At 41.8% G+C, this 26115-nt stretch carries 20 protein-coding genes; 6 read left to right on the top strand and 14 right to left on the bottom strand.

Annotated features, from left to right (window positions below; translation table 11 throughout):
* Positions 1-115: 115 nt before the first annotated feature.
* The gene (locus HWQ36_RS32150) at positions 116-1396 is read right to left on the bottom strand and encodes a type IV pilus twitching motility protein PilT (protein ID WP_292710509.1); all 1281 of its coding nucleotides are present in this window, start codon (positions 1394-1396) and stop codon (positions 116-118) included.
* Positions 1397-2129: 733 nt separating this feature from the next.
* On the opposite strand from HWQ36_RS32150, the gene HWQ36_RS32145 reads away from it, so the two are divergent.
* Positions 2130-2504 (top strand): hypothetical protein, encoded by a 375-nt coding sequence (locus HWQ36_RS32145; protein ID WP_292710506.1) that lies wholly within the window; start codon positions 2130-2132, stop codon positions 2502-2504.
* Positions 2505-2821: 317 nt separating this feature from the next.
* Complete coding sequence (wecB, locus tag HWQ36_RS32140; protein WP_292710503.1) at positions 2822-3952, top strand: UDP-N-acetylglucosamine 2-epimerase (non-hydrolyzing); 1131 nt, start codon at positions 2822-2824, stop codon at positions 3950-3952.
* 267 nt (positions 3953-4219) lie between these two features.
* Here wecB and HWQ36_RS32135 read toward each other — a convergent pair whose 3' ends face one another.
* Entirely contained in the window at positions 4220-4888 is a 669-nt protein-coding gene (locus HWQ36_RS32135; protein ID WP_292710500.1) for a peptidoglycan-binding protein, read from the bottom strand.
* An 827-nt stretch (positions 4889-5715) separates the two neighbouring features.
* On the opposite strand from HWQ36_RS32135, the gene HWQ36_RS32130 reads away from it, so the two are divergent.
* The 3 genes from HWQ36_RS32130 (at position 5716) to HWQ36_RS32120 (ending at position 8812) form a co-directional block, all read left to right on the top strand.
* Complete coding sequence (locus HWQ36_RS32130; protein ID WP_292710497.1) at positions 5716-6753, top strand: NADP(H)-dependent aldo-keto reductase; 1038 nt, start codon at positions 5716-5718, stop codon at positions 6751-6753.
* Between the two features lie 18 nt (positions 6754-6771).
* Positions 6772-7899 carry an aryl-sulfate sulfotransferase gene (locus HWQ36_RS32125; protein WP_292710494.1) on the top strand — a complete coding sequence of 376 codons (1128 nt, stop codon included), beginning with the start codon at positions 6772-6774 and terminating at the stop codon, positions 7897-7899.
* Positions 7900-8140: 241 nt separating this feature from the next.
* Positions 8141-8812: a glutathione S-transferase family protein gene (locus HWQ36_RS32120; RefSeq protein WP_292710492.1), complete on the top strand. Its 672-nt coding sequence runs from the start codon at positions 8141-8143 to the stop codon at positions 8810-8812.
* 77 nt (positions 8813-8889) lie between these two features.
* Here the strand turns inward: HWQ36_RS32120 and HWQ36_RS32115 are convergent, their stop codons facing one another.
* Positions 8890-9903 carry an NAD(P)-dependent alcohol dehydrogenase gene (locus tag HWQ36_RS32115; RefSeq protein ID WP_292710489.1) on the bottom strand — a complete coding sequence of 338 codons (1014 nt, stop codon included), beginning with the start codon at positions 9901-9903 and terminating at the stop codon, positions 8890-8892.
* Positions 9904-10050: 147 nt separating this feature from the next.
* Entirely contained in the window at positions 10051-13320 is a 3270-nt protein-coding gene (nrdJ, locus tag HWQ36_RS32110; RefSeq protein WP_292710487.1) for a ribonucleoside-triphosphate reductase, adenosylcobalamin-dependent, read from the bottom strand.
* 257 nt (positions 13321-13577) lie between these two features.
* On the opposite strand from nrdJ, the gene HWQ36_RS32105 reads away from it, so the two are divergent.
* Positions 13578-13811: a hypothetical protein gene (locus HWQ36_RS32105; RefSeq protein ID WP_292710484.1), complete on the top strand. Its 234-nt coding sequence runs from the start codon at positions 13578-13580 to the stop codon at positions 13809-13811.
* Positions 13812-14353: 542 nt separating this feature from the next.
* Here HWQ36_RS32105 and aroF read toward each other — a convergent pair.
* The 10 genes from aroF to HWQ36_RS32055 form a co-directional block, all read right to left on the bottom strand.
* Positions 14354-15454, bottom strand: coding sequence for a 3-deoxy-7-phosphoheptulonate synthase (gene aroF / locus HWQ36_RS32100; protein ID WP_292710481.1), 1101 nt, complete (start codon positions 15452-15454; stop codon positions 14354-14356).
* 174 nt (positions 15455-15628) lie between these two features.
* Positions 15629-16720, bottom strand: coding sequence for an anthranilate phosphoribosyltransferase (trpD, locus tag HWQ36_RS32095; RefSeq protein ID WP_292710478.1), 1092 nt, complete (start codon positions 16718-16720; stop codon positions 15629-15631).
* A gap of 142 nt (positions 16721-16862) precedes the next feature.
* Positions 16863-18092 carry a tryptophan synthase subunit beta gene (trpB, locus tag HWQ36_RS32090; RefSeq protein ID WP_292710475.1) on the bottom strand — a complete coding sequence of 410 codons (1230 nt, stop codon included), beginning with the start codon at positions 18090-18092 and terminating at the stop codon, positions 16863-16865.
* A 74-nt stretch (positions 18093-18166) separates the two neighbouring features.
* Complete coding sequence (locus HWQ36_RS32085; protein WP_292710472.1) at positions 18167-19390, bottom strand: tyrosinase family protein; 1224 nt, start codon at positions 19388-19390, stop codon at positions 18167-18169.
* 208 nt (positions 19391-19598) lie between these two features.
* The gene (gene trpA, locus HWQ36_RS32080; RefSeq protein ID WP_292710469.1) at positions 19599-20426 is read right to left on the bottom strand and encodes a tryptophan synthase subunit alpha; all 828 of its coding nucleotides are present in this window, start codon (positions 20424-20426) and stop codon (positions 19599-19601) included.
* Between the two features lie 206 nt (positions 20427-20632).
* Complete coding sequence (trpC, locus tag HWQ36_RS32075; RefSeq protein ID WP_292710466.1) at positions 20633-21460, bottom strand: indole-3-glycerol phosphate synthase TrpC; 828 nt, start codon at positions 21458-21460, stop codon at positions 20633-20635.
* Complete coding sequence (locus HWQ36_RS32070; RefSeq protein WP_292710463.1) at positions 21457-21603, bottom strand: hypothetical protein; 147 nt, start codon at positions 21601-21603, stop codon at positions 21457-21459. Before HWQ36_RS32070 ends, trpC begins: the two co-directional genes overlap by 4 nt.
* Positions 21604-21672: 69 nt before the next feature.
* Complete coding sequence (locus HWQ36_RS32065) at positions 21673-23883, bottom strand: anthranilate synthase (RefSeq protein ID WP_292710461.1); 2211 nt, start codon at positions 23881-23883, stop codon at positions 21673-21675.
* 368 nt (positions 23884-24251) lie between these two features.
* Positions 24252-25436, bottom strand: a complete 1185-nt coding sequence (locus HWQ36_RS32060; RefSeq protein WP_292710459.1) for a 3-dehydroquinate synthase — start codon at positions 25434-25436, stop codon at positions 24252-24254.
* On the bottom strand, positions 25433-26086 hold the full coding sequence (locus HWQ36_RS32055) for a DsbA family oxidoreductase (protein WP_292710456.1): 654 nt from the start codon (positions 26084-26086) through the stop codon (positions 25433-25435). The genes HWQ36_RS32060 and HWQ36_RS32055 overlap by 4 nt, the downstream gene beginning before the upstream one ends.
* Between the last annotated feature and the right edge of the window lie 29 nt (positions 26087-26115).

Below are 26115 nucleotides of genomic sequence, written 5' to 3'. Positions count from 1 at the left end.
TCTCCCTTGTCTCCCCCCTCTTCCTTGTCTCCCTTGTCTCTTTTCCATGCCCAATACTTCGGCTTCGCTCAGTACAAGTGCCCCATGCCCAATTCCCAATTCCCAATTCCCAATCTTAAACTCGACCTCGGAGAAACTGTGCCATTTCGTTAGGAGTTGGTGACATTTCCAAAGCCGTCTCTTCAGTGATGCGACCGTCTTGATAGAGATTGAGCAATGACTGATTCATCGTAATCATGCCGTCAAAGCCTGCTTGTTTCATCAACTCGCCAATTTCATCATATTTTCCGTCTTTGATCCATTCTTTAATAGCCTCAGTATTGATCAGCACATCGTGGAAAGCAGCCCGTTTCCCGTCAGTTGTGCGGCACAAACCTTGAGCAATTACCGCCACTAAAGACTCAGAAATTGCCACCCGCATTGCATCTTGTTCGTCACCAGAGTAGAGGTTGAGAATCCGTTCAATGGTTTTAACCGCGCTATTAGTGTGCAGAGTTCCCATAACTAAGTGACCAGTCTGAGCAGCTTTTAGGGCGGTGTTAACTGTTTCCTTATCTCGCATTTCCCCTACTAGAATCAAATCTGGATCTTCCCGCAAAGCTGCTTTCAAAGCGTTGTCAAATTTTCGGGTGTGCATTCCCACTTCTCTCTGTTTGACTAAAGACTTGCGGCTTTGATGGATAAATTCGATCGGGTCTTCAATGGTAATGATGTGCTTGGCCATTTCCTTATTGATGTAGTCTACCATCGCTGCCATTGTGGTGGACTTTCCAGAACCAGTGGGCCCAGTCACTAAAATTAAACCTTTGTGATTATGGCAAATATCCCGAAAAACTGGGGGTAATCTCAACTGTTCCATAGTTAAGATTTTCAGAGGAATCAACCGCAACACCATCGCAGGCCCTCTAAGGGTACCAAAAATATTAATCCGCACGCGAGCAAAGTCATATTGAGTTGCTCCGTCAAATTCTAAGTGTTCTTCAAAGCGCTGAATTTCCGCCTCACTCATCACCTCCCGCAACCAATTCATAAAAGCTTCTTTATCTGTTTCTGGATAATCCCATGATTGAATTTCCCCTCGGCTGCGGAAGCGGGGTACTTCACCTACACCCAAGTGCAAGTCAGAATATCCCTGATCGTAAGCTTCTTTGATTAACTTCTCTAAAGTGAGTCCCGTACTGCTGGTTTTAGAGGAAACTGAACTAGGTATTGGCGGTGGACTAACCGGACGATGACCTGCAACAGGCGTGTTGGTACTCCTATCCATTGACATATCCAATGTTTGTGTCATCTGCCTCTGCGTGCTAAAGGTTGGCGTTGGAGGTGGTGGTGGCATTGGAGGCAAGTTACGTTCGGTAACAGAGCTAGAATTTGATGGAGACTGTGATTCTGTCATATATATTCACATTTGGCAGTTAAAAAGTTGAATTAGTGAGAAGTTAAGTCACTTACTTCGATGACTTTTGGAGAATGCTGGCGTGCAAGCCCTAGTGGTGATGAGAGGTGATTGAAAATCTAGAACCACGGTCGATCCATTTCATCCACCTAAACTGGTATCTTTTTTTCCGAAAATTCCGCTAATCAGAATATTTAGAAAAATTATTTAACTTATCTATCATGGTTTAACACACCTAATAGCTCAGAACGCCTCAGCAAAAATCCATAGATTCTCTAGTGCTTTACAATACTATTGACGAAATATAAATATTCTCAGCCCTTAGATGAGAAATTTATCCCAGGTATGAATACAAATTGCCAGCAATTAACAGCACAAATACTAGCTATTCATTTATTCAGCCCATCTATCAATTATGAGAACAGCCATCAATTTTTATAAGAAATGTTAAGTTAAGTCGGAGCAATATCTGGGGATCAACGTTAAAAGCGCATACCTTTTAGGTTATATATCTGAAGATAGATGCGGAAAACAAGTTATTCTAATAGATAGAAACTTGATTTTATATCCACAATTACAAAAAACTAACTGTAAACTTTAGTAAATAAATGCTCATTTTCTCGATTAGTTTTTATATACTGAATTTCACTGAGAAACAAATTTCAGTTAACTCGCCAAAAGCGAGATATGACTGAGATTAAAATTTGCTGTTGTATTTTTGGGAGGAAAAGTCATGGTTTCTGCTCAAAGCTCTAATCTAGGAAAGACCTACTCCTTGTTGATGATTAAAAGCTTTTTAATATGGACTTTTACATTAGCAGTATGCTTGTTGGTTGTCGGTTTTCCATTAGTTGTCTTAATGGCTACGGTTGGATGTCTGTTATCGATCATCTTGCAATCTGTGATGCCTGTTAGTGCTGTTTTGCTTGTAGCAGGCGCTTTAATCATGTTTAATGTCATGGCAGTTGTATTGGCTGCGGGTGTGCTAACTATTAAAGGAGTTCATCCCAGTGAAGTTAAATGGTTAAGCTGGCTGCATGGAGAGGCAGACCAAATGCAGACTACTGTTTATGCTGCTTGCCCTTTAACTTGTGAGATTAAAATGTAGTCATCACAAGTAAATACGACAAACAGTGTGTCTGCCCGGTTAAGCCGGGTTTTTTCATGCTTTCTAACGATCGATTACAGTTGAATTCAATAAACAGTTCATCTACCCGATTAAGCCGGGTTTTTTCATGCTTTTTATATGGGCTAGGTAACGCAAGGAAGCTAGTTTAAGCGATATCGCTGAACCAAGAATCCCCGTCGATTTATGGCGGGGAGTGTCAAACTTATGATTTGTGTAATGATTGACTGTCAGCTATTGACTATTTGCCATAGACCATTGACTATAACCATTGGCAAATCACAGATGACTAATGACTAATGACTAATAAAAAACGGGTTTGCATTATCTTGGGTACTCGTCCCGAAGCGATTAAACTCGCTCCAGTGATTCAGGTTTTCCAGAAGTCTTCAGCTTTTGAGTCGCAAGTCATTTTAACTGGACAACATCGGGAGATGGTTGAGCAAGTTATGCGGCTGTTCAACATCAAGGCAGATTATGACTTGGAAATTATGCAGGTTCAGCAATCTTTAAGTGATATTACCTGCCGCAGTTTAAAAGGACTAGAAGCGTTATTTAAAGAGAGAAAGCCAGATTTAGTGGTGGTGCAGGGAGACACTACAACGGCTTTTGCCGCAGCTTTGGCAGCTTTTTATCAAAAAATCCCTATTGGTCATGTTGAAGCAGGTTTAAGAACTGATGATATCTTCAATCCTTACCCAGAAGAAGCTAATCGGCGGTTGATTTCTCAAATTAGTCAGTTGCACTTTGCGCCGACTCCTTGGGCTGTGGAAAATTTGCACCGTTCTGGTGTTTTGGGTGAAATTCACATGACGGGTAACACGGTAATTGATGCGCTGTTGAATGTAGCTGCGACCCAATCTGTTTGTCATGTACCAGGCTTAGACTGGGATTCATATCGCGTTCTGCTAGCAACAGTTCATCGGCGGGAGAATTGGGGAGAACCACTGCAAGCGATCGCAGAGGGGTTTTTACAAATCTTAGACAAGTTTCCTGATACAGCAATGCTCTTACCATTACACCGCAATCCCACAGTGCGAGTCCCGTTGCAAGAGCTTTTAGGGAATCATCCCCGAATTTTCTTGACTGAACCTCTAGATTATGGCGAACTAGTGGGAGCAATTGAGCGATCGCATCTTTTGCTCACTGACTCTGGTGGTTTGCAAGAAGAAGCCCCCAGTTTGGGGAAACCAGTACTAGTTTTGAGAGATACCACCGAAAGACCAGAGGCTATTGCAGCCGGTACGGCCAAACTTGTAGGCACGACGAGTGAGAATATTTTTGCAGATGCTGCTGAGTTACTGAGCAATCCAGATGCCTATGAAGCAATGGCAAATGCAATTAATCCCTTTGGAGATGGTCATGCAGCAGAGCGGATTTTGCAGATTGTGCAAAATTACTTGGGTGTTTCATCAGAAATATCAACTTAGATTAAACAAAATCCAAAATTTCTGTTTTTCAGGGTGTATAAAATCGACTTTTCTTATTTGCATTCAACACAGTTTCAATTTTGTGAGGTAAGCATCTCGCCCGCCTTAAGACGGGCGAGACGTTCCGTTCGCGCAGCGTCTCTGATAAGAGAAGTTTTAATCTAAGACTTCCTTAGTTTAGATTTCTCTCCATCCCACAAGAAAACAGATATAACCTGCAAATGATATTTTTCAAAAGTGGCTTGTTGATGAAATTGTCTCTAACTTTTAAATACCCAAAGCTGCTCTAGTTTCGGGCCCCACCGTACCATCTACAAGTAGACCTTTACTTGCCTGAAAGGTTCGCACTTGGTTAACAGTTTCTTGACCGTAAATTCCATCAACTCTGATATTACCTAAAGCTGTCTGAACGTCTCTTACAAGCTGACCTTTAGAACCACGGGAAAGAATAACTGAACCACCAACACCACCAGGTCTAGTCACTGAAGAATTGTTAGGTTTATCGCCAACCCATCGGGCAAAAACATATCTACCCGTAGAAAGCCGAGCAAAACCGTTTTCATACCTTTCAATCGCTGGAAGGGTTGCACCATTTGATACACAATCAATATAAGAGTAGTTGGTGCTTGGGCCTGTACGGATACGCAAACAACTGCCGTTAGTCTTTACATAAGCAGCCGAACTCATTTGAATTTGGGCAGCAGCAATAAGTAATACACCAACACCAGCTAAAGCTAACCAAGCTGAAGATTTAAGTAGTTTTTTCCAATTGAACTTAGATTTGCTGTTTGTAGATGCCTGTTTTTCAGCAATAACTATGTTGGAAGATTTAAGAGGTTCTTTGCCATTTAATTGAGATTTAGGAAGATTATGTTTGGTGTTTGCAGATGCCTCTTCTTGAGCAATAAACATGTGAGAATAAGCAAGATATTCCATAATGCACCTCTTTATATGAAAAAACGAGTATTCACAGAGAATTACTTTTTTCTCTGTATTTATTCTTAGTATATTTTATATCACTGACTTTTAAAAAGGTTTTTACTGGTAGTAGAATTAAGAAAAAATGAAGTTAGTCAAAAGATTCCTGAGAAAATGCGCTGTCTACGACGGTCTACACCTTGGCGCTGATTTAGTTAAAGCCTTCTTGCTTACTGGCTTCTCCCTTGTGCATCCAAATACATTGCTATAAATATGAGCATTGCTGGAAGCGATCGCAGTAAAAATATCCTAGTTATAGAAATCATTAAAATCCTAAGTTTTTGTAATTGCTACCAGGCTTATAAACTATTTCAGGTAAATTTGGTATATTTTGATTGCCATGAAGACAAGATACTTAGAGCTAGATACATTAATATTAAGATTTGTTAAGACTTAATTCTAGAATAATCTTAAGATTCTTAAATTTAGTACTGTAAATCTACCGTTTTACCGTAGTATATATTCAGGCTATTCTAGCCCACCTCACAAAAGCTCAAAAAAAGCAAGTATTTTCTACTACAATTTTAGATTTTTCTCTAAATTAGCTTACCGATCTGCTTCATCTATGAAATAATAAACAATTGCGCCCATAAAATACGGTTTGTCGATCCACTTTTAGTATTTTGGCAGAATACTAATTTTCTGATAACAAATTTATACTGGTTTTGCACCCAAGTAAGTGTTGTTTGAAGCTAATTTAATTAAAAATAATAGCGCCCTTGACAAAATGCAAAATATCCAACAAAAATATCACTGTTAAATCAACTGAATAACAACGCGGAAATATGAAGTATAACCAACTTGGTAAAAGTGACTTAAAAGTTTCCGAAATTTGTCTTGGCACTATGACTTATGGACAGCAAAATACTATTGAAGAAGCCCATGAACAGTTAGATTATTCTATTGCCCAAGGAGTCAACTTTATTGATGCGGCGGAGATGTACCCAGTACCAACAAGTGCCGAAACTTATGGATTAACTGAAACTTACATTGGCGAATGGTTAAAGCGTCAACAAAGAGAACAACTGATTCTAGCTACTAAAATTGCTGGCCCCGGTCGTGGCTTTAAATGGTTACGTGGTGGAGCCAAAGCAATTGACCGTGATAATATCAAACAAGCTGTAGATGATAGTTTGAAAAGATTACAAACAGATTATATTGATTTGTATCAAATCCACTGGCCCGATCGCTATGTACCACGGTTTGGGCAAACGGTATTCGATCCGACTCAGGTAGAAAAAACGGTTCCCATCGTTGAACAGCTAGCAGTTTTTGACGACGTAATTAAGGCAGGAAAAATTCGCTATATCGGTTTGAGTAATGAGACACCTTGGGGAGTTGCCCAATTTAGTAATGCTGCTAAACAATTAGGATTGCCCAAAGTTGTTTCAATTCAAAATGCCTATAACTTGCTGAATCGAGTATTTGATGGAGCCTTAGCAGAAGCAGTTTATCAGGAAGAAATTGGGTTACTAGCTTATAGTCCTTTGGCATTTGGTTTATTAACTGGTAAATACCTAAATGGCAAACCAGAAAAGGCAAGATTCAGTTTGTTTGAAAATTTTGGTCAGCGCTACTTAAAACCAAAAGTCACCGAAGCAGTAGCAGCTTATGTGGAAATTGCCAAGCGCTATCAACTGAGTCCAGCGCATTTGGCTTTGGCATTCGTGCGGAGTCGTTGGTTTGTGCCTAGCACAATTATTGGTGCTACGACACTAGAACAACTCAAAGAGAATTTGGAAAGTGTGGATGTAGTTCTCAATAAAGACATTTTGGAAGAGTTGGATATAGTTCATGCTCAGTCTCCAAACCCAGCACCATAAAAGTTTAGTAGGTGGAATATGACTTTTACAGCAACATCAGTTGACCAGAATACTGTTCGTCGTCGGGGTACTGGCTTAAAGGCTTACAATCCCGAAAAAGTATTCAAAGGATACACACTTTTCACGCCCCTGACAGGTCAAGGTGAAGTTTACCTCCTGAACTTAGAAGGAAAAGTCGTACACCAGTGGAATCTGCCATATCCACCAGGGTTATATGGTTATCTCTTGCCCAATGGCAACCTTTTTTATAACGGTAAGACTCCACCAGAAGAACCACTACGTTTTGCTTTGTGGGCTGCGTTTAAAAGTGGTGTTGTTTTAGAGGCAGATCCCAAAGGAAATATTATTTGGGAATATAAGCATCCAGATCATCATCACGATGGACGCAGACTAGCCAATGGCAACACAATTTTACTCGCCATTGAAAAAATACCTCAGTCGTTAGTACCTCGGATCAAAGGCGGCGTACCAGGTACAGAACCAGATGGGAATATCTATGCTGATGTGCTTTATGAAGTGACTCCACGAGGTGAAATTGTTTGGACTTGGCACGCCCACGAACACCTCGATCCAGATATATTTACCATTACACCCCAGGATCATCGACACGAATGGACTCATGGAAATACCGTTGGGGAACTCGCCGATGGCAATATTATAGTGAGCTTTCGCAATATCTCCACAGTTATCATTATCGATCGCAAAACGGGAGAAATAATTTGGACGTTGGGTGATGAAGTGCTAGCACAGCAGCACTTCCCGAACGAGCTAGCTAACGGTAATATCTTGATTTTCGACAATGGCGCACATCGTCGTAACATCGCTCTCAATTTCTCCCGTGTAATTGAGGTAAACCGTGAAACGAAAGAGATTGTTTGGGAATACACCGACAACCCGCCTCAAAATTTCTTCAGTGCATACATATCAGGAGCGCAACGTTTAGCGAATGGCAATACCTTGATTACAGAAGGTGCTTACGGCCGGATATTCGAGGTGACAGTTGCAGGAGAGATTGTTTGGGAATACATCAACCCCCACTTTGCATCTCGGAATATTCCAGGTGAGAAATCGCCGGTAACTCGTGGGGAGCAAAATACAGTTTTCCGCGCCTTCCGTTATGCACCTGAAGAAGTGCCCTGGCTTTAGAAGAAGGCAAGGGGAGCAGGGGGAGCAGGAGAAGAATAATAATACCCAATGCCCTTCAGGAGTTCTGAGTTCCGAGTTCCATTAGCGGATAGCTAAGGTTTAGCCCGTGCTGAGTGGAGAATAACTCTTAACTCCTAACTCAGCACTGTTTTGCCCCATGCCCATTTAAGATTTGGGATTTTTGATGAGAATTCAATTCCCAATGCCGATTAACAAGTCCTATTTACTAAGGAACTTAAACATGGCTGAAATCAAAGTATACAGTGCAGTTGTTTGTCCTTATGCTCACCGTACCCGTTTGGTACTCCAAGAGAAGGGCATAGACTTCGATTTGATTGAGATTGATTTGCAGAATAAGCCTGAAGGTTTTACCAAAGTTTCCCCTTATGGTAAAGTGCCTGCACTAACTCATGGCGATAACCGAGTTTGGGAGTCAGCAGTAATTAACGAGTATCTAGATGAGGTATTTCCTAATCCACCACTGTTACCCAGCAGTCTTGCTGCTAGGGCACAGGCTCGTATCTGGATCGATTTTGCTAACACTAGGTTCGTTCCCGCTTTTTCTACCCTACTGCGGAGTTCAGATCCTCAAAAACAAGAAGAAGCTAAACAAGAACTATACAAACACCTGGAATTCATTGAAAACGAAGGTTTGGCAAAGCTTTCTGGGGAAGGCCCTTACTGGTTTGGTGAATCCATCAGTTTGGTGGATTTCACCTATTTTCCGTGGTTTGAGCGCTGGGCTGCACTAAAGCAATATCGTGGTTTTGGGATACCAGAGGGATTTACCCGTATACGTCAATGGAAACGTGCTTTGAAAGAGCGTGAATCTGTGAAAGCGATCGCTCACTCTAAGGAATTCTACATTGAGCGATATGCTAAATTCGCTGCGCCTACTCTCGCTGCTGTTTAAATGTAATTAATTATATGTTTCAAGTGGAAATTTAAACCCCACTTGAAACATATAATTAAACTCTTTAGAATTACGAATTACGAATTATGAATTACGACTTTACCAAAGTGAGCCGCACTTTTGAGATAATGATAAGCTTCTCGCGCTTCAGTGAAGGGAAAAATTCGATCAATAATTGGTTTGATTTGATGCTGTTGCATCGCCAGATTCATCGCCTCAAACATTTCTCGACTACCAACATAAATGCCCTGAACTGTTAAACTTTTAAAAAGTATTGGCATGGGGTCAATTTCACTTCCTCTACCTGACAATACGCCAATCAAACTAATCCGTCCCCCAATGCGGACTGCTTGTAATGATTTTGGCAGAGTCCCTGCACCGCCTACCTCAACTACATGATCTACACCTATGCGATTAGTTAATTGATAAACTTGCTTTTCCCAATCTGGTGTTGTTTTGTAGTTAATCGCCTCGTCAGCACCAAGCTGTTTAGCTAGTGTCAATTTCTCATCACTGCTGGAAGTAATAATCACTCTAGCACCATGTATCTTGGCAAACTGGAGAGCAAAAATCGAAACTCCCCCAGTACCGAGTAATAAAATACTATCACCTGCGCCAATATTGCCTTTTGTCACCAGTCCATGCCAAGCGGTAACTGCTGCACAGGGTAAAGTCGCTCCTTCAATATAGGATAAGTGGTCAGGTAATATCACCAAACCATCTTCGTGTAATACGACATATTCAGCCAGCATTCCATTAATACCGCCTCCGAGATCGGATTTCATTTTCTCTTTGGTTAAAGAGGCATAAATCCAGTTTTGGAAGAAAATACCAGCGACGCGATCGCCTATTTTAACTCGTGTAACACCTTCCCCTACCGCCATAACCTCTCCTGCACCGTCAGACAGGGGAATTAACGGATACTTCTGTCCACCACCGTAAGCACCCTCAGCGACGAGCAAATCGCGGTAATTTAAGGATGTTGCTTTGACTTGAATGAGAACTTGTCCCGCAGTTGGTTTTGGTTCAGGGCGATCAACTAATGCGAGGGCATCAATCCCACCATTGCTTTGAATTTCGTAAGCTTTCATTGTGTTAACCGAACCGTATTGACTGAGGAAAGGATAAAAGGCAAATTTTATTTGATATAAAAAAGCAGTGGTTAAATGTTATATGAAACCACTGCTGTTTATTGTAATAGATAAATATTGCCTACCCTAAGTTGACGTTATTTCACCTTATGAGCTTGGTTGCTGGTCGGGAAACATACATTTATCAGAGTCACAACCACTAGGTCCAGCCTCTGACATTTCGCCTAAATCGTAGCGGCTTAAAACTGCACAGAAATCATCTGTTTTGCGCCGTGCTTTCACCTCTTGATTCAAGCGATCGTAGGTTGGTTTGTCTATTGGTTCAAATGGCAAACGTGGGAATGATTGCAGGTCATCAAAACGAGCTAAAAGGGCTGCTGAAATATATCCCCGATCGTTCTGAATAGTTTCGTAGATACGCTGTCCCAAAGGTTCGATTTCATCAGAACGCAGTTCCAAAGTAGCTGATGTATTGTGAGTCACATACCAACGTTGAACCTGGAGGACAAAATCAAATTGGGCTAAGACTGAAAACTTAGAAACATCAATTTCATCAGCCCCTGGTAAATCTGCCCAAGATACAGAAACAGGGATTTCTACTAACCACTCACTCACCCGTGAATCAAAGGGATCGTTAAGCAAATTGCCCTGTTCATCTTTGTCTGATTGAGAGGGAATGACATTGTAACCGTAGTCGATACAGGCTAAGGCTACTGGGTCATTTTTGCCGAAGGTGATACGGCGAATAAATCTTTGGGCTTTGGGGGGATGCCATCCTGAACTAGCATTAGTTAATAAAGCCTTAGTGCCACTGGGTTGGACTGTGGTACAGCGATTTGGACGTTTAAGATTATGGCGATCGCAATAATCCCAAACTACCCGATGTACAATATCTTTCCAGGAACTGAGATATTTTTCTTCCTCACGCTTAAAAGCTAATCCTTGTGGAGTTGCGGGTCTTCCAGCTTCCCACCAGCGCAGCCAATCAACACCAAAAGCATGGACAAAGAAATCAAATAAACCTGTAAAAGAAACTCCCACAATTGGGTCTAATTCACGGCTGTATTGATAGCGTGGTTCCAGGAATTTGTGATTTAAAAGTGCTGCTACAGATAGCGCCCCAGCAGTGAAAGCTTCCTCTTGTTCTTTGTAGTTACGTGGGTCGATTTGATTAAGGTGAACCTCAGACAAATTGCAGTTGCCAGTTAGGGTATTACCAAATACTCCTTTATGATGTTCCGGTTCATTAAAGCAATAAGTATCGTGTAAACCTGGTAATTCTTCCACACCTCTAACTATTTGCCATTTACCTTTGTATTTGGCATCACACCCTTTGCTCACATCCAAACGCTGGCAAGGAATTTGTCCACAGTCAGTAATTTGCAAGTAGTATAAATCTTGACTGCGAACACCATAGTTAGTGACTGACCCTTTATGAGCGCAGAGATTTAAAGAAGAACGGATAGCGCATTTAGTTAGCAATAACTGCACTCGATATGCACGTTCATAATCAGAGATGTAAATCCTAATGCCATTGCCATGTGTATTTGTGCCATCTGTATCTGCTAAACCAGCGATAAAGTGCAAAATTGCTGGGCGATTCCAACTAGCAATTACATTCAGTGACTCTGGATTTGTTTTTAAACTCTTTAAAAATTCTCCAGAAAAACCTAAGTCTGTTACATCTCTAAAAGTCGGCAAGTAGTCATACTTTCTTTCAGGAGACTTACTTCCGATTACAGATAAAGCTGCTTTCTGTTCATAAAGTCTAACTTTGGCATTACCATTTTTGTCTGTAGTTCCATCTCCTACAGCTACTCCCAAAGTATAGGCATAACTTGGATCGATGTTTAATCCATCTTCATACTGAATAGTAAAAGGCTCGGTATGAATGGCATATCTACTAACATCCATCAAATCTTTGGTTTGGACTTCTTTGTATTCTTTATCAAATCTATCTTTCACAAAGAAGCGATGATATTCGGTTGCATCCAAGTAACTACCATCTGCAAATTTGACTCGATACAGCTTGCGTTCGCTACCAGTTTTAAATGGTGTTACTTGGCTCCATTTTTGACCATTCCAAATCTCAATTTCATCTCTGACAACATCTTTGATTTTATGTATTCCATCTCTAGTAATGAGTAAGGTATCACCACTAACACAATGGAAGTTAGCGCCTACTATTTCACCGCATGGATTTAAAGCATACCGCTGCAAACGATGTCCTAGCTCATTAGCATCAAGATTTGGATAATGTTCTTCTAACCACTGTTTTGCTGTTCCTTGTTCATAAGCTTGCAAAAACTCAACTTTCAAAGCTTGTGTTGGTAGCAAATCAATGTTCGATCGCGCTACGGCTTCACCAGCCCATTGAATCGCTCCCTCGCCACTATAATATTGTTTGCGGACGGCATTAAGACATTCTTCTAAGGTTGGCTTGCGGTGAAAAACTCTGGTATGATTTGCCATCCTGAGTGCATCACGCTCTGGATCAATTCGCCAGTTGCCATTTTCATCTTGCTGCCATAAGTTATCTTTGGCGGTAGCTGCTAGACCATCGCCAGAATCAAACTGACGCATCCCCGCACTTCTTCGGATATTGCCTGCGACAATTGTGACAGCAGCTTGATCGATTAACAGACAGCATTCAACTGAATTTAATTGCCGTCCTCTAACTTTATTCAGAATAGATGCACAACGCTGATAAAGTCCGGGCAATTTCACCGGATTAGCAACTCCTCCAAAGCCATTGAGAGTTTCTCCTGCTTTTCTGACATCACTGATATCAACTAATACTTCAACTTCTGCTGAAAATTGTTCATCAGTGGAGAGTTCTAATAGGGCTTGATATGATTCAACCCAACCTTCACGACTATCTCCCACGTGAATAGTGACGTTATTGCCTTCTATATGAGTTTCGGTATATTCACGTCGCTGTTGCACAGGAGTGCTGCCGATTTCACCTTGTACGATGACATTCAGTTGATTGCGGATGGGGGGTAACTGGTTAATAAATTGTGGTTCTAGGACGGCTCCAGTTCCACAACCCATCATTGCTAGATCCATCATTAATCCGAAGGCACTCCAGTCTTCGAGATTGGTAGAGGTGCAATTATAAGCGCCGGAAAAGTTCTTTGGTTTGGTTATCCAGTCTGTGCCACCAACCCATAGCCAGCGTCCACTAGGCATAGCTTTCAAGTGGCGCTGCATCTTATCTAGGATGGCAGCTTCTTCTTGAGTTAGCTTTCCTAACTCGACTAAGCCGAGTAAAGTGCGATCGCACACCTCATCCCATGTTTCCCTTAATCCCGCCTTGGTGCGGCGGCTATAGGTTCTAAAAAATACGGGATTTGCAGCCGGTGCAGTTTCAGGAAACTTTGCACTCTGGCGTTTTCTTTCTAGCTCTCGAACCATATATTAAGTGTCTTGCGTTCTTGTTGCGTGCGGACAGATTATGACTATACGCCAAGTAGTTTTAGTATTAAAGATTGTCAAATTGTCCACTTTACGCTAGCTATAGACCGGACTATTTGCAACAAAAATTTATAATGTATAATGTTCCTCACCCTTGGGTAGGATCTTAATATTGAGTTTTAATTGGCACATATTAATTTATAAGTAAATTCTCTTTATACCGATTTTTGGGCAATTACTTAGCGGAGGTATAAACTTTGCTTAAAATTATACAAGTAGAGACTGACGAACATAAATATCATATACAGAAACTGTTTTGGGAATATTTTAATGAAACTAAGTTGATATTCAGCCATCAGTTCGGCATCAATTTAGATGCTAATACATTCTTTGAGCAATATATGACTCAGCTTCACGAATTTATACCCCCTTCAGGACGCTTACTTTTGGCACAATACGAGAAGTATTATTTACGCCTAACAATGAGGTGATTTTAGAACGGAAAAGATAGAACAATATCGCACATCTGACAATTCAGGTCATGTGGAAAAGCTAACGATTAACCTAACCCCCTAACCCCCTTCCCGACACGGGAAGGGGGAAAATTCAAAGTCTCTCTCCTTAAAGGAAGAGAGAAATAGAAGAGAGGTTTTCCACATACCGTGAAAAGTCAGTATCGCACATATATACAACACTTATTAACTGAATACCACAAAAGAAGTTCATCGGATGATGAAGTGGAAACAGAACTAATCTTTTGACACCGAATGGGATTATTATCAGGTTGTTTATATAGGTTGAAAAAATCGCACGCCAATGTATGGGTGCGTGTTACATCTCGACATTTTAACTTGGATCACTAATTATTTGGCATAATAAGTCCTGAAGAACCATAAATCGCAATTAACTAAAATCCCTATTAGGGATTGAAATCTAAAAGAATGAATTGCTGATAGACCAAAGGATTCTTTTGTCTAAAAAATCCTTTGGTCGGGTTTAGCCATTCACAAAAAATAGCTTAGATTACCTCTGTCTACTTTGATAGTTCTGGCGTGAAGAGAATACGGTTGTCGTTAATGCTATTAAATGCAGGTGTAGACCAGCGATCGACTACTTTGCCTAGAATTGACATTTCTTGAACTAAGCGGTCAAATTTATCAGGGGTGAGAGATTGGGGCCCATCGGATAAAGCTTTTGCGGGATTGGGGTGAACTTCAATCATCAAGGCATCTGTACCAGCTGCGATCGCAGCCATTGCCATTGATGGAACATATTCAGACCTACCAGTACCATGACTAGGATCAATCATAATCGGTAAATGGGTCAGCGATCGCAATACCGGAAGCACTGATAAATCTAAAGTATTACGGGCATATTTACCATCAAAGGTTCTAATTCCCCGCTCACAAAGAATTACATTTGGATTTCCAGATGCTAAAATATATTCTGCTGCCATCAGCCACTCGTCAATTGTGGCAGACATCCCCCGCTTCAGCAGCACAGGTTTATCTTGAGCGCCTACCTTTTTCAGCAGCGAGAAGTTGTGCATATTCCTAGCTCCGATTTGGATTATGTCAGCGATTCTCGCCACTGCTGATAAATCGGCAGCATCCATCAGTTCTGTGACGATACCCAAACCAGTAGCTTCCCGCGCTGCTGCTAATAAATCTAAAGCGCTTTCACCATAACCTTGAAAGGCATAAGGTGAAGTGCGAGGTTTGTAAGCTCCGCCACGCAAAAACTGCGCTCCTGCTGCCTTCACGCGCTTTGCTGTTTCGACAATCATCGCTTCATTTTCAACGGAACAAGGCCCAGCTACCACCACAATCGGATGATGTTCGCCAAAATAGACATCACCGTTGGGTGTAGGTACAACAACCTCGCTGGCTTCTCCATGTCGGAATTCTCGACTTACCCGCTTGAAAGGTTGTTGCACTCGTAATACTTGCTCAATCCAAGGGCTAAATTCTTGGATTTGTAATTTATCGATGCTAGAAGTATCACCAATTAGCCCCAGCACAACTTTATGGGTGCCAACGCTTTTTTCTACTGTGACTTTCCAAGTTTCACTCAGTTCTTGACTGATGCGAGTAATTTCCTCAACAGGTGTACCGCTTTTAAGTATGATAATCATCTGTTTTTCCTTGTGTATGGTTATTGAGTGTAATCAGGTTAAAAGGGCGGTTAGAAACCGCGTCTACACAGACAAAACCCACCTTCGTGGGTTTCAAACCCTCAATTTATTAGTCCACGAAGGTGGACTTTGTTTGTGTAGCCGCGAATTCTATTCGCCAGGGCTGTTTAGAAATTAGTGCAAAAATTCAGCCAATTGTTCTAATTTTGTCCAAGCTGCACCGCTTTGCAGAATTTCTTTAACAAGGGCAATACCTTTAACACAACCTGCTAAAACATCCGTTTCTCCATGAATGGCTTCACCAACTTGGAGTGCTAAGGCTGTATTTAAAGCGACTACATCTTGCTGCGCTTGCGTGCCTTTACCTTGGAGAACTGCCTTCAAGATTTCGGCATTTTCTTGGACATCTCCACCGTGCAACGCCGCAGTGGGTGCAAAATTCAAACCAAGTTCTTGAGGATTGAGCGTTAGAGAACGGACTTTTTTATCTTGGAGTACAGCCAAGTCAGTGACATCTGCCAAACCAGCTTCATCTAAGCGTTCGCGTCCATGAAGTGCGATCGCTTTTTGACATCCTAATTGCGATAAAGCTTGCACAATTTCCTCTAGTAAAAGCGGGTCATTTACACCAATAATTTGCCCCGTTGGTCGCATCGGATTTACTAGCGGGCCAAGTAAGTTAAAAACAGTCCGCACCTTCAAAGTTTTTCGCAAAGTGGCGATCGCTTTGAGTGCAGGATGCCAACCTGGAGCAAACAAAAAGGTGATTCCAACTTCATCTACTGCGGCTTGCACTTTTTCAGGAGTGGCGTTGAGATTTATCCCCAAAGCTTCCAGCACATCAGCTGAACCAGCCTTACTAGATGCCGAACGATTGCCATGTTTGGCAACCTTTACCCCGGCGGCGGCGGCAACAAAGGCGACAGCAGTGGAAATATTAAAGGTGGAAGCGCCATCTCCACCAGTTCCACAGGTGTCAATTAGGGGGGTTGGGAATTGAGTACTGGGTACTGGGGATTGGGATTGCAACACACTAGCCATACCAACTAATTCTTCGGCGGATACGCCTTTCGCTTGGATTGCGGCTAAAATCGCTCCTGATAAAACATGAGGGATGGAATCTGTGAGCCAACCTTGCATCAAATCCGTAGCTTGAGGAACCGTCAACGATTGCCGATTTAGCAACTGTTGTAATAAAGCTGGCCAGTTGTAGAACTCAGAAGGGATGGAGATATTATCAGGTGGAGTTTGAGTTACAGCTATCATTTTGATTATTTGTCATTGGACTAGTAGTTTGTCCCATTAGTTAAGACGAGAGGTGAATAAGTTCGTAGTAAGGACTTTAGTCCTGGATTTTTAAGCACTGAAGTGCTGACTACAAACCCATCAGAATTAATGACATAAACCACTAAGGAATCAGGACTTTGGCGACAGTTTGCACATCTTTGTCACCTCTGCCGGAGCAATTGATGACAATGCGGGGATTGCCTTCTAATTGAGGACAAAGGGTTTCGAGATATGCGATCGCATGAGCAGTTTCCAAAGCTGGGATAATCCCTTCTAGTTGCGATAGTCTTTGAAATGCTTCTAAGGCCTGTTTATCAGTCACACTGTAATATTCGGCGCGACCAAGATCCTTTAAATAACTATGCTCAGGGCCAACGCCAGGATAATCTAATCCGGCACTAATTGAATGGGCTTCGATGACTTGACCATCATCATCTTGTAGTAAATAGCTCATTGCACCATGCAATACACCTATTCTCCCTTTTGTCAAGGTAGCAGCGTGTTTTTCTGTATCTACACCTTCACCTGCCGCTTCCACTCCAATGAAACGCACCGAAGATTCATGGACAAATTCATTGAATAATCCAATCGCGTTAGAACCTCCACCCACACAAGCCAGTAAAATATCTGGTAATCCTCCCCATTTCTGTTGGGATTGAGCGCGAGTTTCCACACCAATTACCGCGTGAAAGTCACGGACAATCATTGGGTAGGGATGAGGCCCGGCAACAGAACCCAAGATGTAATGGGTTGTTTCCACATTCGTCACCCAATCTCGAATTGCTTCAGAAGTTGCATCTTTGAGAGTTCCTGTACCTGCTTCCACAGGACGAACTTCTGCCCCCATTAACTTCATGCGGAACACATTCAGCGATTGGCGTTCCATATCGTGGATGCCCATGTAAATCACACATTTCAAACCGAACCTAGCACATACAGTTGCAGTCGCTACGCCGTGTTGGCCTGCACCTGTCTCGGCAATAATCCGTTGCTTACCCATGCGTTTAGCGAGCAATACCTGAGCTAAAGCATTATTAATTTTGTGAGCGCCTGTATGATTTAAATCCTCACGCTTTAAATAAATTTGTGGCCCCGTGCCATCTGGTCTAGCGTAGTTTGTTGTCAGGCGTTCAGCAAAATATAATGGGCTGGGTCGTCCTACATAGTCACGCAATAAGTTTTGCAGTTCGGCTTGGAAACTCGGCTCGTTGCGATATTGATGAAATGCTGCTTCTAACTCACTTAATGCAGGCATTAAAGTTTCAGGAACGTACTTACCGCCGAATCTTCCAAATCTGCCCAAAGAATCTGGTTGAACAGTTGTAGTCTTGATGTCTTGTATGCTTACCACTGGTTAAAATCCTCTTATGTTCAAGTATTTTTTATTTTCGTTCTAACTTTTTAGAACTTATGCCACAGATGAAATCATCTTTGCGTTTTCCTTTCCCAGGTTTCGTAGGTATAGCCGAGTTTCCTGTGATTCAAAACGTCTATAGGGCGTACCAAATCGTTAGGATTAAATTTTGGTAATAGAGATAGTAAATCTCCTAATGCCGTAGCTTTTGGGGTAGACATACCGCCATCCCAAGGCCACATTAGGTCTTTAAGATTGTGTCCATAAGGTTGACCATCGGCAGGATAAAAATCGCTACCTTTATGACCGTTTTCTTGCCATTCAGCCCAAAGGCGGTCTACGTTGGCATGATGCAACCAAAACACGGGGTCATAAGGCGAACTTGGTATATTGCTCATAGTCCCCAAACCCTTAAACGTTATGGGTGTCGTACTTGCGTCTATCTGTACCCCACCAACTAAGCCATGAATGTAATTGTGGATGAATCCTCCAGGGGTAACTTTACCCTTCTCATCTACAGAGATAAATCCTTCCAAAGCAGGGCGAAATAGAGAATAGTTATTAAGACTCAGGGCACGCTCAATATCTTTTTTGGGCACTGGGTAATCACTGGCAGGAGGTACTTTTAGAAAGCGTACAAGTGATGTCCCTAATGATGTTCCGGTATCTAGGTCAACGTTTAATGCTGGATTCATAACCCAGCCATTTGCAGCAGCAAAAGCCCCAGTTTGTACAGGCCCGCCTGTAAAATTTCCCTGATTTGGAATTTTGATGGTTACTCCTTGGCCGTTAGAACCAAGAAAGTCATCGTTAAAAATTACATCAAGTGATTTGGGGTCTGTCCAATCCCAATATGGCAGAGTAACAGTTCGGTCTACTGCTTGTAAAGCTTGTTCAAATCTGCGGATATATTCTCGATGCCAAGGGAAAAATGCGGCATTTTCATGAGCAAGTTCTTGGACGGAACCATCGGAATGTCCTTTATGGTTATGAATCAAGCGTGTTGCCCCTAGATGGATGGCAACGAATTGGTCGTAAATACTAAGCTTGCTACCTGCGGGAATTATAGTTTTTAAGGTTTTAATAGCCTTGACAAAAGCTGTTTTTTCTGATGGTGTCAGGTCAGTTACATTCTTTCTTACAGCTAGGTGATATTGTCCTGGAAAGTTATAATTCCAATGATATTCGTATTGTCTGTGGTCAATGCGATCGTGGGCGAAGACTGTAATAGCACAGGTGCTAACTATAAGTAAGCTATAAATTAATATTCTGACAGATTTCAGCAGGAGTTTCATGGTCTTAATGGAACAGGGAGCGGGGGTAGGTTGGGTTGAGGAACGAAATCCAACATTTTCAGGGCTTTGTTGGGTAACACTAAAGTTCAACCCAACCTACAAATCTTTGTATTTCCTTCTTCCTTCGCGTCCTTGGCTTCTTGGCGGTTCGATAAAGAAGTAACGAACCGCCAAGACGCCAAGGACGCAGAGAGAAGAAAGAGCTTTTTTACTTTGCGGAACCAACTTGTTGCAGGGATACTGGGGTAATGGCTGCTTTGAGTTCTTGACAAAGTTTTTCTACGGCTTGTAGTCTTTCTGTTGGGCTACCTTCAGCTAAACGTTTGACGAAGGCACTACCAACAATCACCGCATCTGCTCCCCATTCCATTACTTGATGCGCTTGTTCTGGCCCTGAAATACCAAAACCAACGCCAATGGGTTTATCGGTGACGCTTCGCAAGTCGGTAATTAAATCTTTTACACGGTCTTGGATTTGAGCGCGGATACCTGTAACTCCTGTGACACTTACCAGGTAGATAAAACCTTGAGATTGACGAGCGATCGCTAAAATCCTATCTTTAGAACTAGTAGGAGCTACAAGTAAAATTACCTCAATCCCAAAAGATGCAGCCGTTTGGATTAATTCTTCTGCTTCTTCTAAGGGCAAGTCTGGCACTACTAAGCCTCGCGCCCCAGCAGCAGCTATTTGCGCCAAAAATGTCTTAATACCCCGGTGCAAAATGGGATTGTAATAAGTAAAGAGAATGATTGGCGCTTTTAGGGTAGGAGTTACAGCTTCCAACATCTTTAATACTTGCTCTAATTTCGTGCCTTTTTGCAAAGCGCGGGTTGCTGCTGCTTGAATTACAGGCCCATCTGCGAGAGGATCGGAGTAGGGAATACCCAACTCGATAAAGTCAGCACCATTGCGATCTAAGATGCGTAAAGCTTGGGCAGTGGTTTCTAAATTAGGATCGCCTGCTGTGATAAAGGGGATTAAAGCACACTGTTGGCGATCGCGTAAAGTTTGAAAATCAGCAGAGATAGAAGTCATTCTGAAAAATAGTTAATGATTAGTTAATAATTCTGGAAAAATCAACATTTAGCAATTAGCGATACCCACGCTAAATTTTTTTGTCGAATGGAAGCAATAGACTTTGACCTCTCTCCAAACCTCTCTCCTAAAAGGAGAGAGGCTTTGAATCTTACTCCCCTTCCCTTGCAGGGAAGGGGCTGGGGGTTAGGTCTGAAGTAATAGATTTAAGAAAGGCTTAAAAGACTCCGCACAGCTTGTTCTACATTGCTTTGTTTGACTAAAGACTCTCCAACCAAAACCGCACGCACACCAGCTTCAGCGACAAAAGATAAATCAGCAGGTGTATAGAGTCCAGATTCACTAACAACAGTGATATCTAAACTTTGCAAATATTGCTGGCGCTGTGCTAAAAGTTGCTTTGTTATTCCTAAATCAACCGTAAAATCTTCTAGATTGCGATTGTTGATTCCCACTAAACGTAAGTCGTCAAGCTTAAGCACCCTATCCAGTTCAGCCAAAGTATGGACTTCTACCAGTGCATTCATGCCTAAATCATGAATTACTCGCAGAAAGTCTTGGAGTTCTTGGTCTGATAAAATAGCGGCAATCAACAAAACTGCATCTGCGCCTGCTGTCCGTGCTAAATAAATTTGATAGGGGTCAATGATGAACTCCTTGCACAGTAGGGGTAATGCTACTTGCTGACGGACATTACGCAGATTGTCAAAACTGCCCTGAAAAAACTTATAATCGGTGAGGACAGATAGACAAGCTGCACCACCTCGTTCATAAGCTTGAGCGATCACTACTGGGTCAAAATCTGCCCGAATAATCCCACGGCTGGGTGATGCCTTTTTTACCTCGGCAATTAAGCTAGGTTGGTTAGTATTTTTTTGTAAAGCAGCTAAGAAATTTCGGACAGTTGGAGCGGTAATTAACTGCTGTTGCAAAGAAGCTAAAGGAAGTTGTTGCTGCATTTGTGCAACTTCTTGCCTTTTATGCAACACAATCTCTTCAAGAATATGGCGGGAAGTGGTAACTTGTTTAATCATAAAATTCTTGGGAGAGTGGGGAGTGGGGGATGAGGTAATATGGTTCGATTAAGCCAAGAGACGCGATAAATCGCCGTCAAGACAAAGGATTGATTATTGTAGAGACGGCGATTTATCGCGTCTTCTTGATTTAGAATTTTCATCAAAAAACCCTAACCGAACCGTATTGGGAGATGAGGGGGATGAGGAAGAAATAATCAATGCCCCATGCCCTATGCCCCATACCCAATGCCCAATGGCTTTTTCGTTTGCGTATATGCCTGCACCACATTTTTAATGATTTCCAGACCGACTTCTCCCGCTAAAGTCATGATTGATTCTGGATGAAACTGAACGGCGGCGATGGGAAGTGTCTGATGTTCGATGCCCATAATTACGTCGTCATCAGAAATCGCTGTCACTTTCAGTTCTTTCGGCAAATGTTGCGGTAGAGCAAACAATGAGTGATATCTACCCACCGTAAAGGATTCTGGTAAATTGTTGAAGGTAACAGAATCGGAATCAGTAACGAAAATCCGTGAAGATTTACCGTGCTGAGGATAGTTGAGGACTCCCAATTCTCCACCAAAAGCTTCAACGATGCCTTGCAATCCTAGACAAACTCCGAAAATGGGAATTTGACGATAAACAAGAGCGTCGATAGTTTCCGAAACTCCAAAATCACTTGGTCTACCAGGGCCGGGAGATAATACAACTAAGTCAGGGCGTTCTTTGTCGAATACTGAATCGGAAAAACCATGACGGAGTGTAGTTACACTTGCACCAGTTTGGCGAATGTAATTAGCTAACGTATGAACAAATGAGTCTTCATAGTCTATTAGTAAGATACGTTTGCCAGTTGCCGCCCTTGGAAGGATTTTAGTTAATTTTATGGAACTGGATTCATCAATTTTTTGACTGCTTTGTTTAACACGGCGAATCGTTTCAAATAAAGCAGCAGCTTTGGTAATTGTTTCTTGTTCTTCTGCTTGGGGTATGGAGTCATAAAGGACAGTCGCACCAACTCGGACTTCGGCGATGCAGTCTTTTAATCGAATTGTCCGCAGAATTAAGCCAGTATTTAAATTCCCATTGAAATTTAAATAACCCACTGCTCCACCATACCAACGGCGGGCGCTACGTTCATGCTGTTCAATAAAATCTATGGCGGCTTTTTTGGGTGCGCCGGTGACTGTAACTGCCCAAGTATGGGATAGAAAGGCATCTAAAGCATCAAATTGCGATCGCAGTGTCCCTTCAACATGATCCACTGTATGTATCAGGTGGCTGTATAATTCAATTTGGCGACGACCAATGACTTGGACTGAACCAGGTTCGCAGATTCGGGATTTGTCATTGCGATCGACATCAGTACACATGGTCAACTCAGCTTCATCTTTGTGGGAGTTGAGTAAATGACGAATTTGCACCGCATCATCAAGAGCATCTAGTCCCCGGCTAATAGTACCACTAATAGGACAAGTTTCTACCCGCTTCCCTTCAACTCTTACAAACATTTCTGGAGATGCGCCAATCAGATATTCTCCACCTAAATTAAAAATAAACCCATAAGGACTAGGATTTATATCCTTTAAAGTTTCAAATAATTTGCTGGGTTCATCTTCATAGCCTTCAAGAAAGTTTTGACTAGGAACAACTTCAAATAAATCACCTCGGCGGAAATAATCGAGTGCAGACTCAACTTTTTTCGCATATTCACCTACTTTATGATCAGCCGTTTGATTAGGAATAAGATGTTTTCCGCGATAATCTACAGACTCACCTGTTCGAGGAAGATTCTTTGTGCTGCCGTGCGCTGTTTCAAAATCATATTGGAGACGAAATGCCCGTTGCTGATAGTAGTCAACAACTATCAATTCATCAGGTAGATAAAGCACCAAATCGCGCTGATCTGTAGGACGTTCCAGACGTTGGGTAATTGGTTCAAACTGAAAAACTAAGTCATAACCAAAAGCCCCATACAATCCTAAATGCTCGTCTTCTTGGCTAGAGAAAGTATGCAGAATTTCGCGGACAACTGTAAATGCCGAAGGTTGTTTACTGCGTTCTTCTTCAGTGAATAATTTTTTGGTATATTTAACAAAGCCGACAATATTGTTATTATCTAGGGTAAATTTCTCAAGTTGTTTTGAGTTAGATAAACACTCTAATAGTAATGGTAAAAGTACCTTACCACGTTCATTTAACGCTATCAAAGTAAAAGTATTTTCCTGTGTAGTCAATTCCAATGGTGGATTGACAAATCCGATCGCCCATCTCTTGTATCTGCCTGGATATTCGTAGCTGCTTCTGAGCAAGCCTCCACGCTGAGAATTTAAGTGAAACAGAATATCTTCGAGGGCAGTGTCCATCTTAACTTCGGTGATGGAGCGAGAAACATTTACACCGCCAAGGGTTTTATAAGAACGGGAATCAAAAATCATGTGTAATTTCTCTAGAAAAGTTATTAGTCAAAAGCTATTAATAATTATTAGTAATTATTTATGGCTTAAAAAGGAACTTAGATAATTTGCTATCCATCCAAATTAGCCTATTCTAATCCGCGTATTTTTTGTGAAAAATGTAATTAAAAACTTTTTGCTTCTTACTTAATAGTACTAGATATCAAGCAGATAATGTATTGAATAATTTTTCGATCGAGTGTCAAATTATTCGCTTTTTACACTACTTATCTAGTACTTTTCTTAAAAACATTATTTAAAAATATCCGCCTCCATCATAAGTAGTAAATTGCCTCCCTCTGCGTTTCTCCGCGCTTCCCTTAGCGTTCCTTTGCGTTTAAAATTCCCTCCTAAAACTCCCGCAACAGTGATATCGCTTGCCGATACAACAACAAATTCACCTCATGAACCTCAATTCCTTTCCCAATCCTTTGTAACAACATTAAAGTCAACTCTCCCCCCAAATGTTCACGGAACTCAGTCAAACCTCGAAATAAACAATCAGGATCTTCCAATTGTGATAACTTCTCACCCAGTTCTGGCACATACAACGTGAAACCCAACGCCGACAAAGTATTTAATATTCGTTGCCAATCTGAACAATCAAGCAATCCTGCTAAATAAGAATAAGTACTATCCAAAGCAATACCGATCGCAACAGCTTCGCCATGACGCAAGCGATAATTAGTCAAATGCTCCAGTTTATGAGCCGCCCAATGTCCAAAATCTAGGGGACGAGACGAACCCATTTCAAAAGGATCGCCACTATTGGCAATATGTTCTAAATGCAACTGGGCGCAACGATAGATAACTTGTTGCATAGTATCCATGTCTCGCTGCTCAAGGGCTGCGCTGTGCAAATGGATAAAATAAAAAAAGCTAGCATCCTTAATCAGCGCCACTTTGACGGCTTCTGCAATCCCAGAACGCCAATCGCGATCGTCTAGGCTTGTCAAGAACGCAGAGTCATTTACAACTGCATAAGGTGGCGCAAATGTGCCGAGAAAGTTCTTTTTACCAAAGGCATTGATGCCGTTTTTTACCCCAACCCCAGAATCATTTTGCGCTAACACCGTTGTCGGAACCCGAATTAGACGAATTCCCCGATGAGCGGTTGCGGCAGCGTATCCTACCAAATCCAACACCGCCCCGCCCCCGATCGCTAACACATAAGAATGGCGGCATAACCCAGCTGCTTCAATCAGTTGCTGGATTTGCTCTACTAAATTGCGATCGTTTTTGGCAGCTTCTCCTCCTGAAATTATCATGGGTTCGGCTGCGATCGCTAGTACCTCTCCATAAAACTTGGTATACGCGATTAATTGCTTCACCAATTCCGGTTGATGCTTTAATATTCCTGCGTCTATCACTGCAACTAATTTCTTCGGCTTTTTCTCCCCATCAGCCGAAATTACTTGCGCTAGCGTCGGGTTTTTCAACTCAAATAAATTTTGGGTGAAATAAACCTCATAGTTAAAAGTAACTGAAACACGTTGATGAATTAATCTACTTTTTTGCTTGATGTCAACTATCATATTTTTGCAGTTATATCTAAAAGTGCAGCACGATTCAAAGTTTCAAGGAACACCTCTACCGAGTGAGAACCATTTACCTTGACTTGATTATTCATGATGAAAAACGGCACGCTATTGATGCCATTTAACCGAGCAAATGTAGATTCAGCAACAACTGCATCAACCACATCGCGATCGTTTAATTGCAACTTTAATTCGGTAGCATCCATCTGGTATGCTGTCCCGATGGCAACAATAACGTTAATATCTCCGATGTTCAAACCATCTTCAAAGTAAGCTTGATAAATAGCTTCTACCACATCATTTTTGACGTTTGCGGGTGCTAGTGTAATCAATTGGTGAGAAAGCTTAGTATTGACAGCCAAACGGATTTTGTCAAAATCTAGCTTAACTCCAGCCGCCTCCCCTGCGCGTTGCGTATAATCAAACATCTGTTGCAATTCTTCCGCTTTAATGCCTTTTCTATTTTGCATAAAGCTGCGAAATTCGTACCCGTCAGCAGAAACAGTATTATCCAGAAGAAATGGATGCCATCGGATATATACTTCTTGTTCTTGCCATTGTGCCAGTGCATCAAACAGATGCTTTTTCCCAATTCTGCACCAGGGGCAAACAGTATCATGAAAGATGTCTATCAGCATAGTTTTCATTATTCATCTCATTTCTTTATAAGGCTGCG

This window comes from Nostoc sp. NMS2 (assembly GCF_017115105.1).
Lineage (GTDB): Bacteria > Cyanobacteriota > Cyanobacteriia > Cyanobacteriales > Nostocaceae > Nostoc.
The sequence above is the reverse complement of the archived record's forward strand: the minus strand, read 5'-3'. Positions and strand labels throughout refer to the sequence as shown.

What these genes read in the sequence shown, in the direction of transcription:
- HWQ36_RS32070 (WP_292710463.1), bottom strand. Translation starts at nt 21,603, where the DNA reads ATGAAAATTCTAAATCAAGAAGACGCGATAAATCGCCGTCTCTACAAT.
- trpC (WP_292710466.1), bottom strand. Translation starts at nt 21,460, where the DNA reads ATGATTAAACAAGTTACCACTTCCCGCCATATTCTTGAAGAGATTGTG.
- HWQ36_RS32125 (WP_292710494.1), top strand. Translation starts at nt 6,772, where the DNA reads ATGACTTTTACAGCAACATCAGTTGACCAGAATACTGTTCGTCGTCGG.
- HWQ36_RS32150 (WP_292710509.1), bottom strand. Translation starts at nt 1,396, where the DNA reads ATGACAGAATCACAGTCTCCATCAAATTCTAGCTCTGTTACCGAACGT.
- HWQ36_RS32130 (WP_292710497.1), top strand. Translation starts at nt 5,716, where the DNA reads ATGAAGTATAACCAACTTGGTAAAAGTGACTTAAAAGTTTCCGAAATT.
- HWQ36_RS32085 (WP_292710472.1), bottom strand. Translation starts at nt 19,390, where the DNA reads ATGAAACTCCTGCTGAAATCTGTCAGAATATTAATTTATAGCTTACTT.
- aroF (WP_292710481.1), bottom strand. Translation starts at nt 15,454, where the DNA reads ATGATTATCATACTTAAAAGCGGTACACCTGTTGAGGAAATTACTCGC.
- HWQ36_RS32060 (WP_292710459.1), bottom strand. Translation starts at nt 25,436, where the DNA reads ATGATAGTTGACATCAAGCAAAAAAGTAGATTAATTCATCAACGTGTT.
- wecB (WP_292710503.1), top strand. Translation starts at nt 2,822, where the DNA reads ATGACTAATAAAAAACGGGTTTGCATTATCTTGGGTACTCGTCCCGAA.
- trpA (WP_292710469.1), bottom strand. Translation starts at nt 20,426, where the DNA reads ATGACTTCTATCTCTGCTGATTTTCAAACTTTACGCGATCGCCAACAG.
- HWQ36_RS32115 (WP_292710489.1), bottom strand. Translation starts at nt 9,903, where the DNA reads ATGAAAGCTTACGAAATTCAAAGCAATGGTGGGATTGATGCCCTCGCA.
- trpD (WP_292710478.1), bottom strand. Translation starts at nt 16,720, where the DNA reads ATGATAGCTGTAACTCAAACTCCACCTGATAATATCTCCATCCCTTCT.
- HWQ36_RS32120 (WP_292710492.1), top strand. Translation starts at nt 8,141, where the DNA reads ATGGCTGAAATCAAAGTATACAGTGCAGTTGTTTGTCCTTATGCTCAC.
- nrdJ (WP_292710487.1), bottom strand. Translation starts at nt 13,320, where the DNA reads ATGGTTCGAGAGCTAGAAAGAAAACGCCAGAGTGCAAAGTTTCCTGAA.
- HWQ36_RS32145 (WP_292710506.1), top strand. Translation starts at nt 2,130, where the DNA reads ATGGTTTCTGCTCAAAGCTCTAATCTAGGAAAGACCTACTCCTTGTTG.
- HWQ36_RS32135 (WP_292710500.1), bottom strand. Translation starts at nt 4,888, where the DNA reads ATGGAATATCTTGCTTATTCTCACATGTTTATTGCTCAAGAAGAGGCA.
- HWQ36_RS32065 (WP_292710461.1), bottom strand. Translation starts at nt 23,883, where the DNA reads ATGATTTTTGATTCCCGTTCTTATAAAACCCTTGGCGGTGTAAATGTT.
- HWQ36_RS32055 (WP_292710456.1), bottom strand. Translation starts at nt 26,086, where the DNA reads ATGAAAACTATGCTGATAGACATCTTTCATGATACTGTTTGCCCCTGG.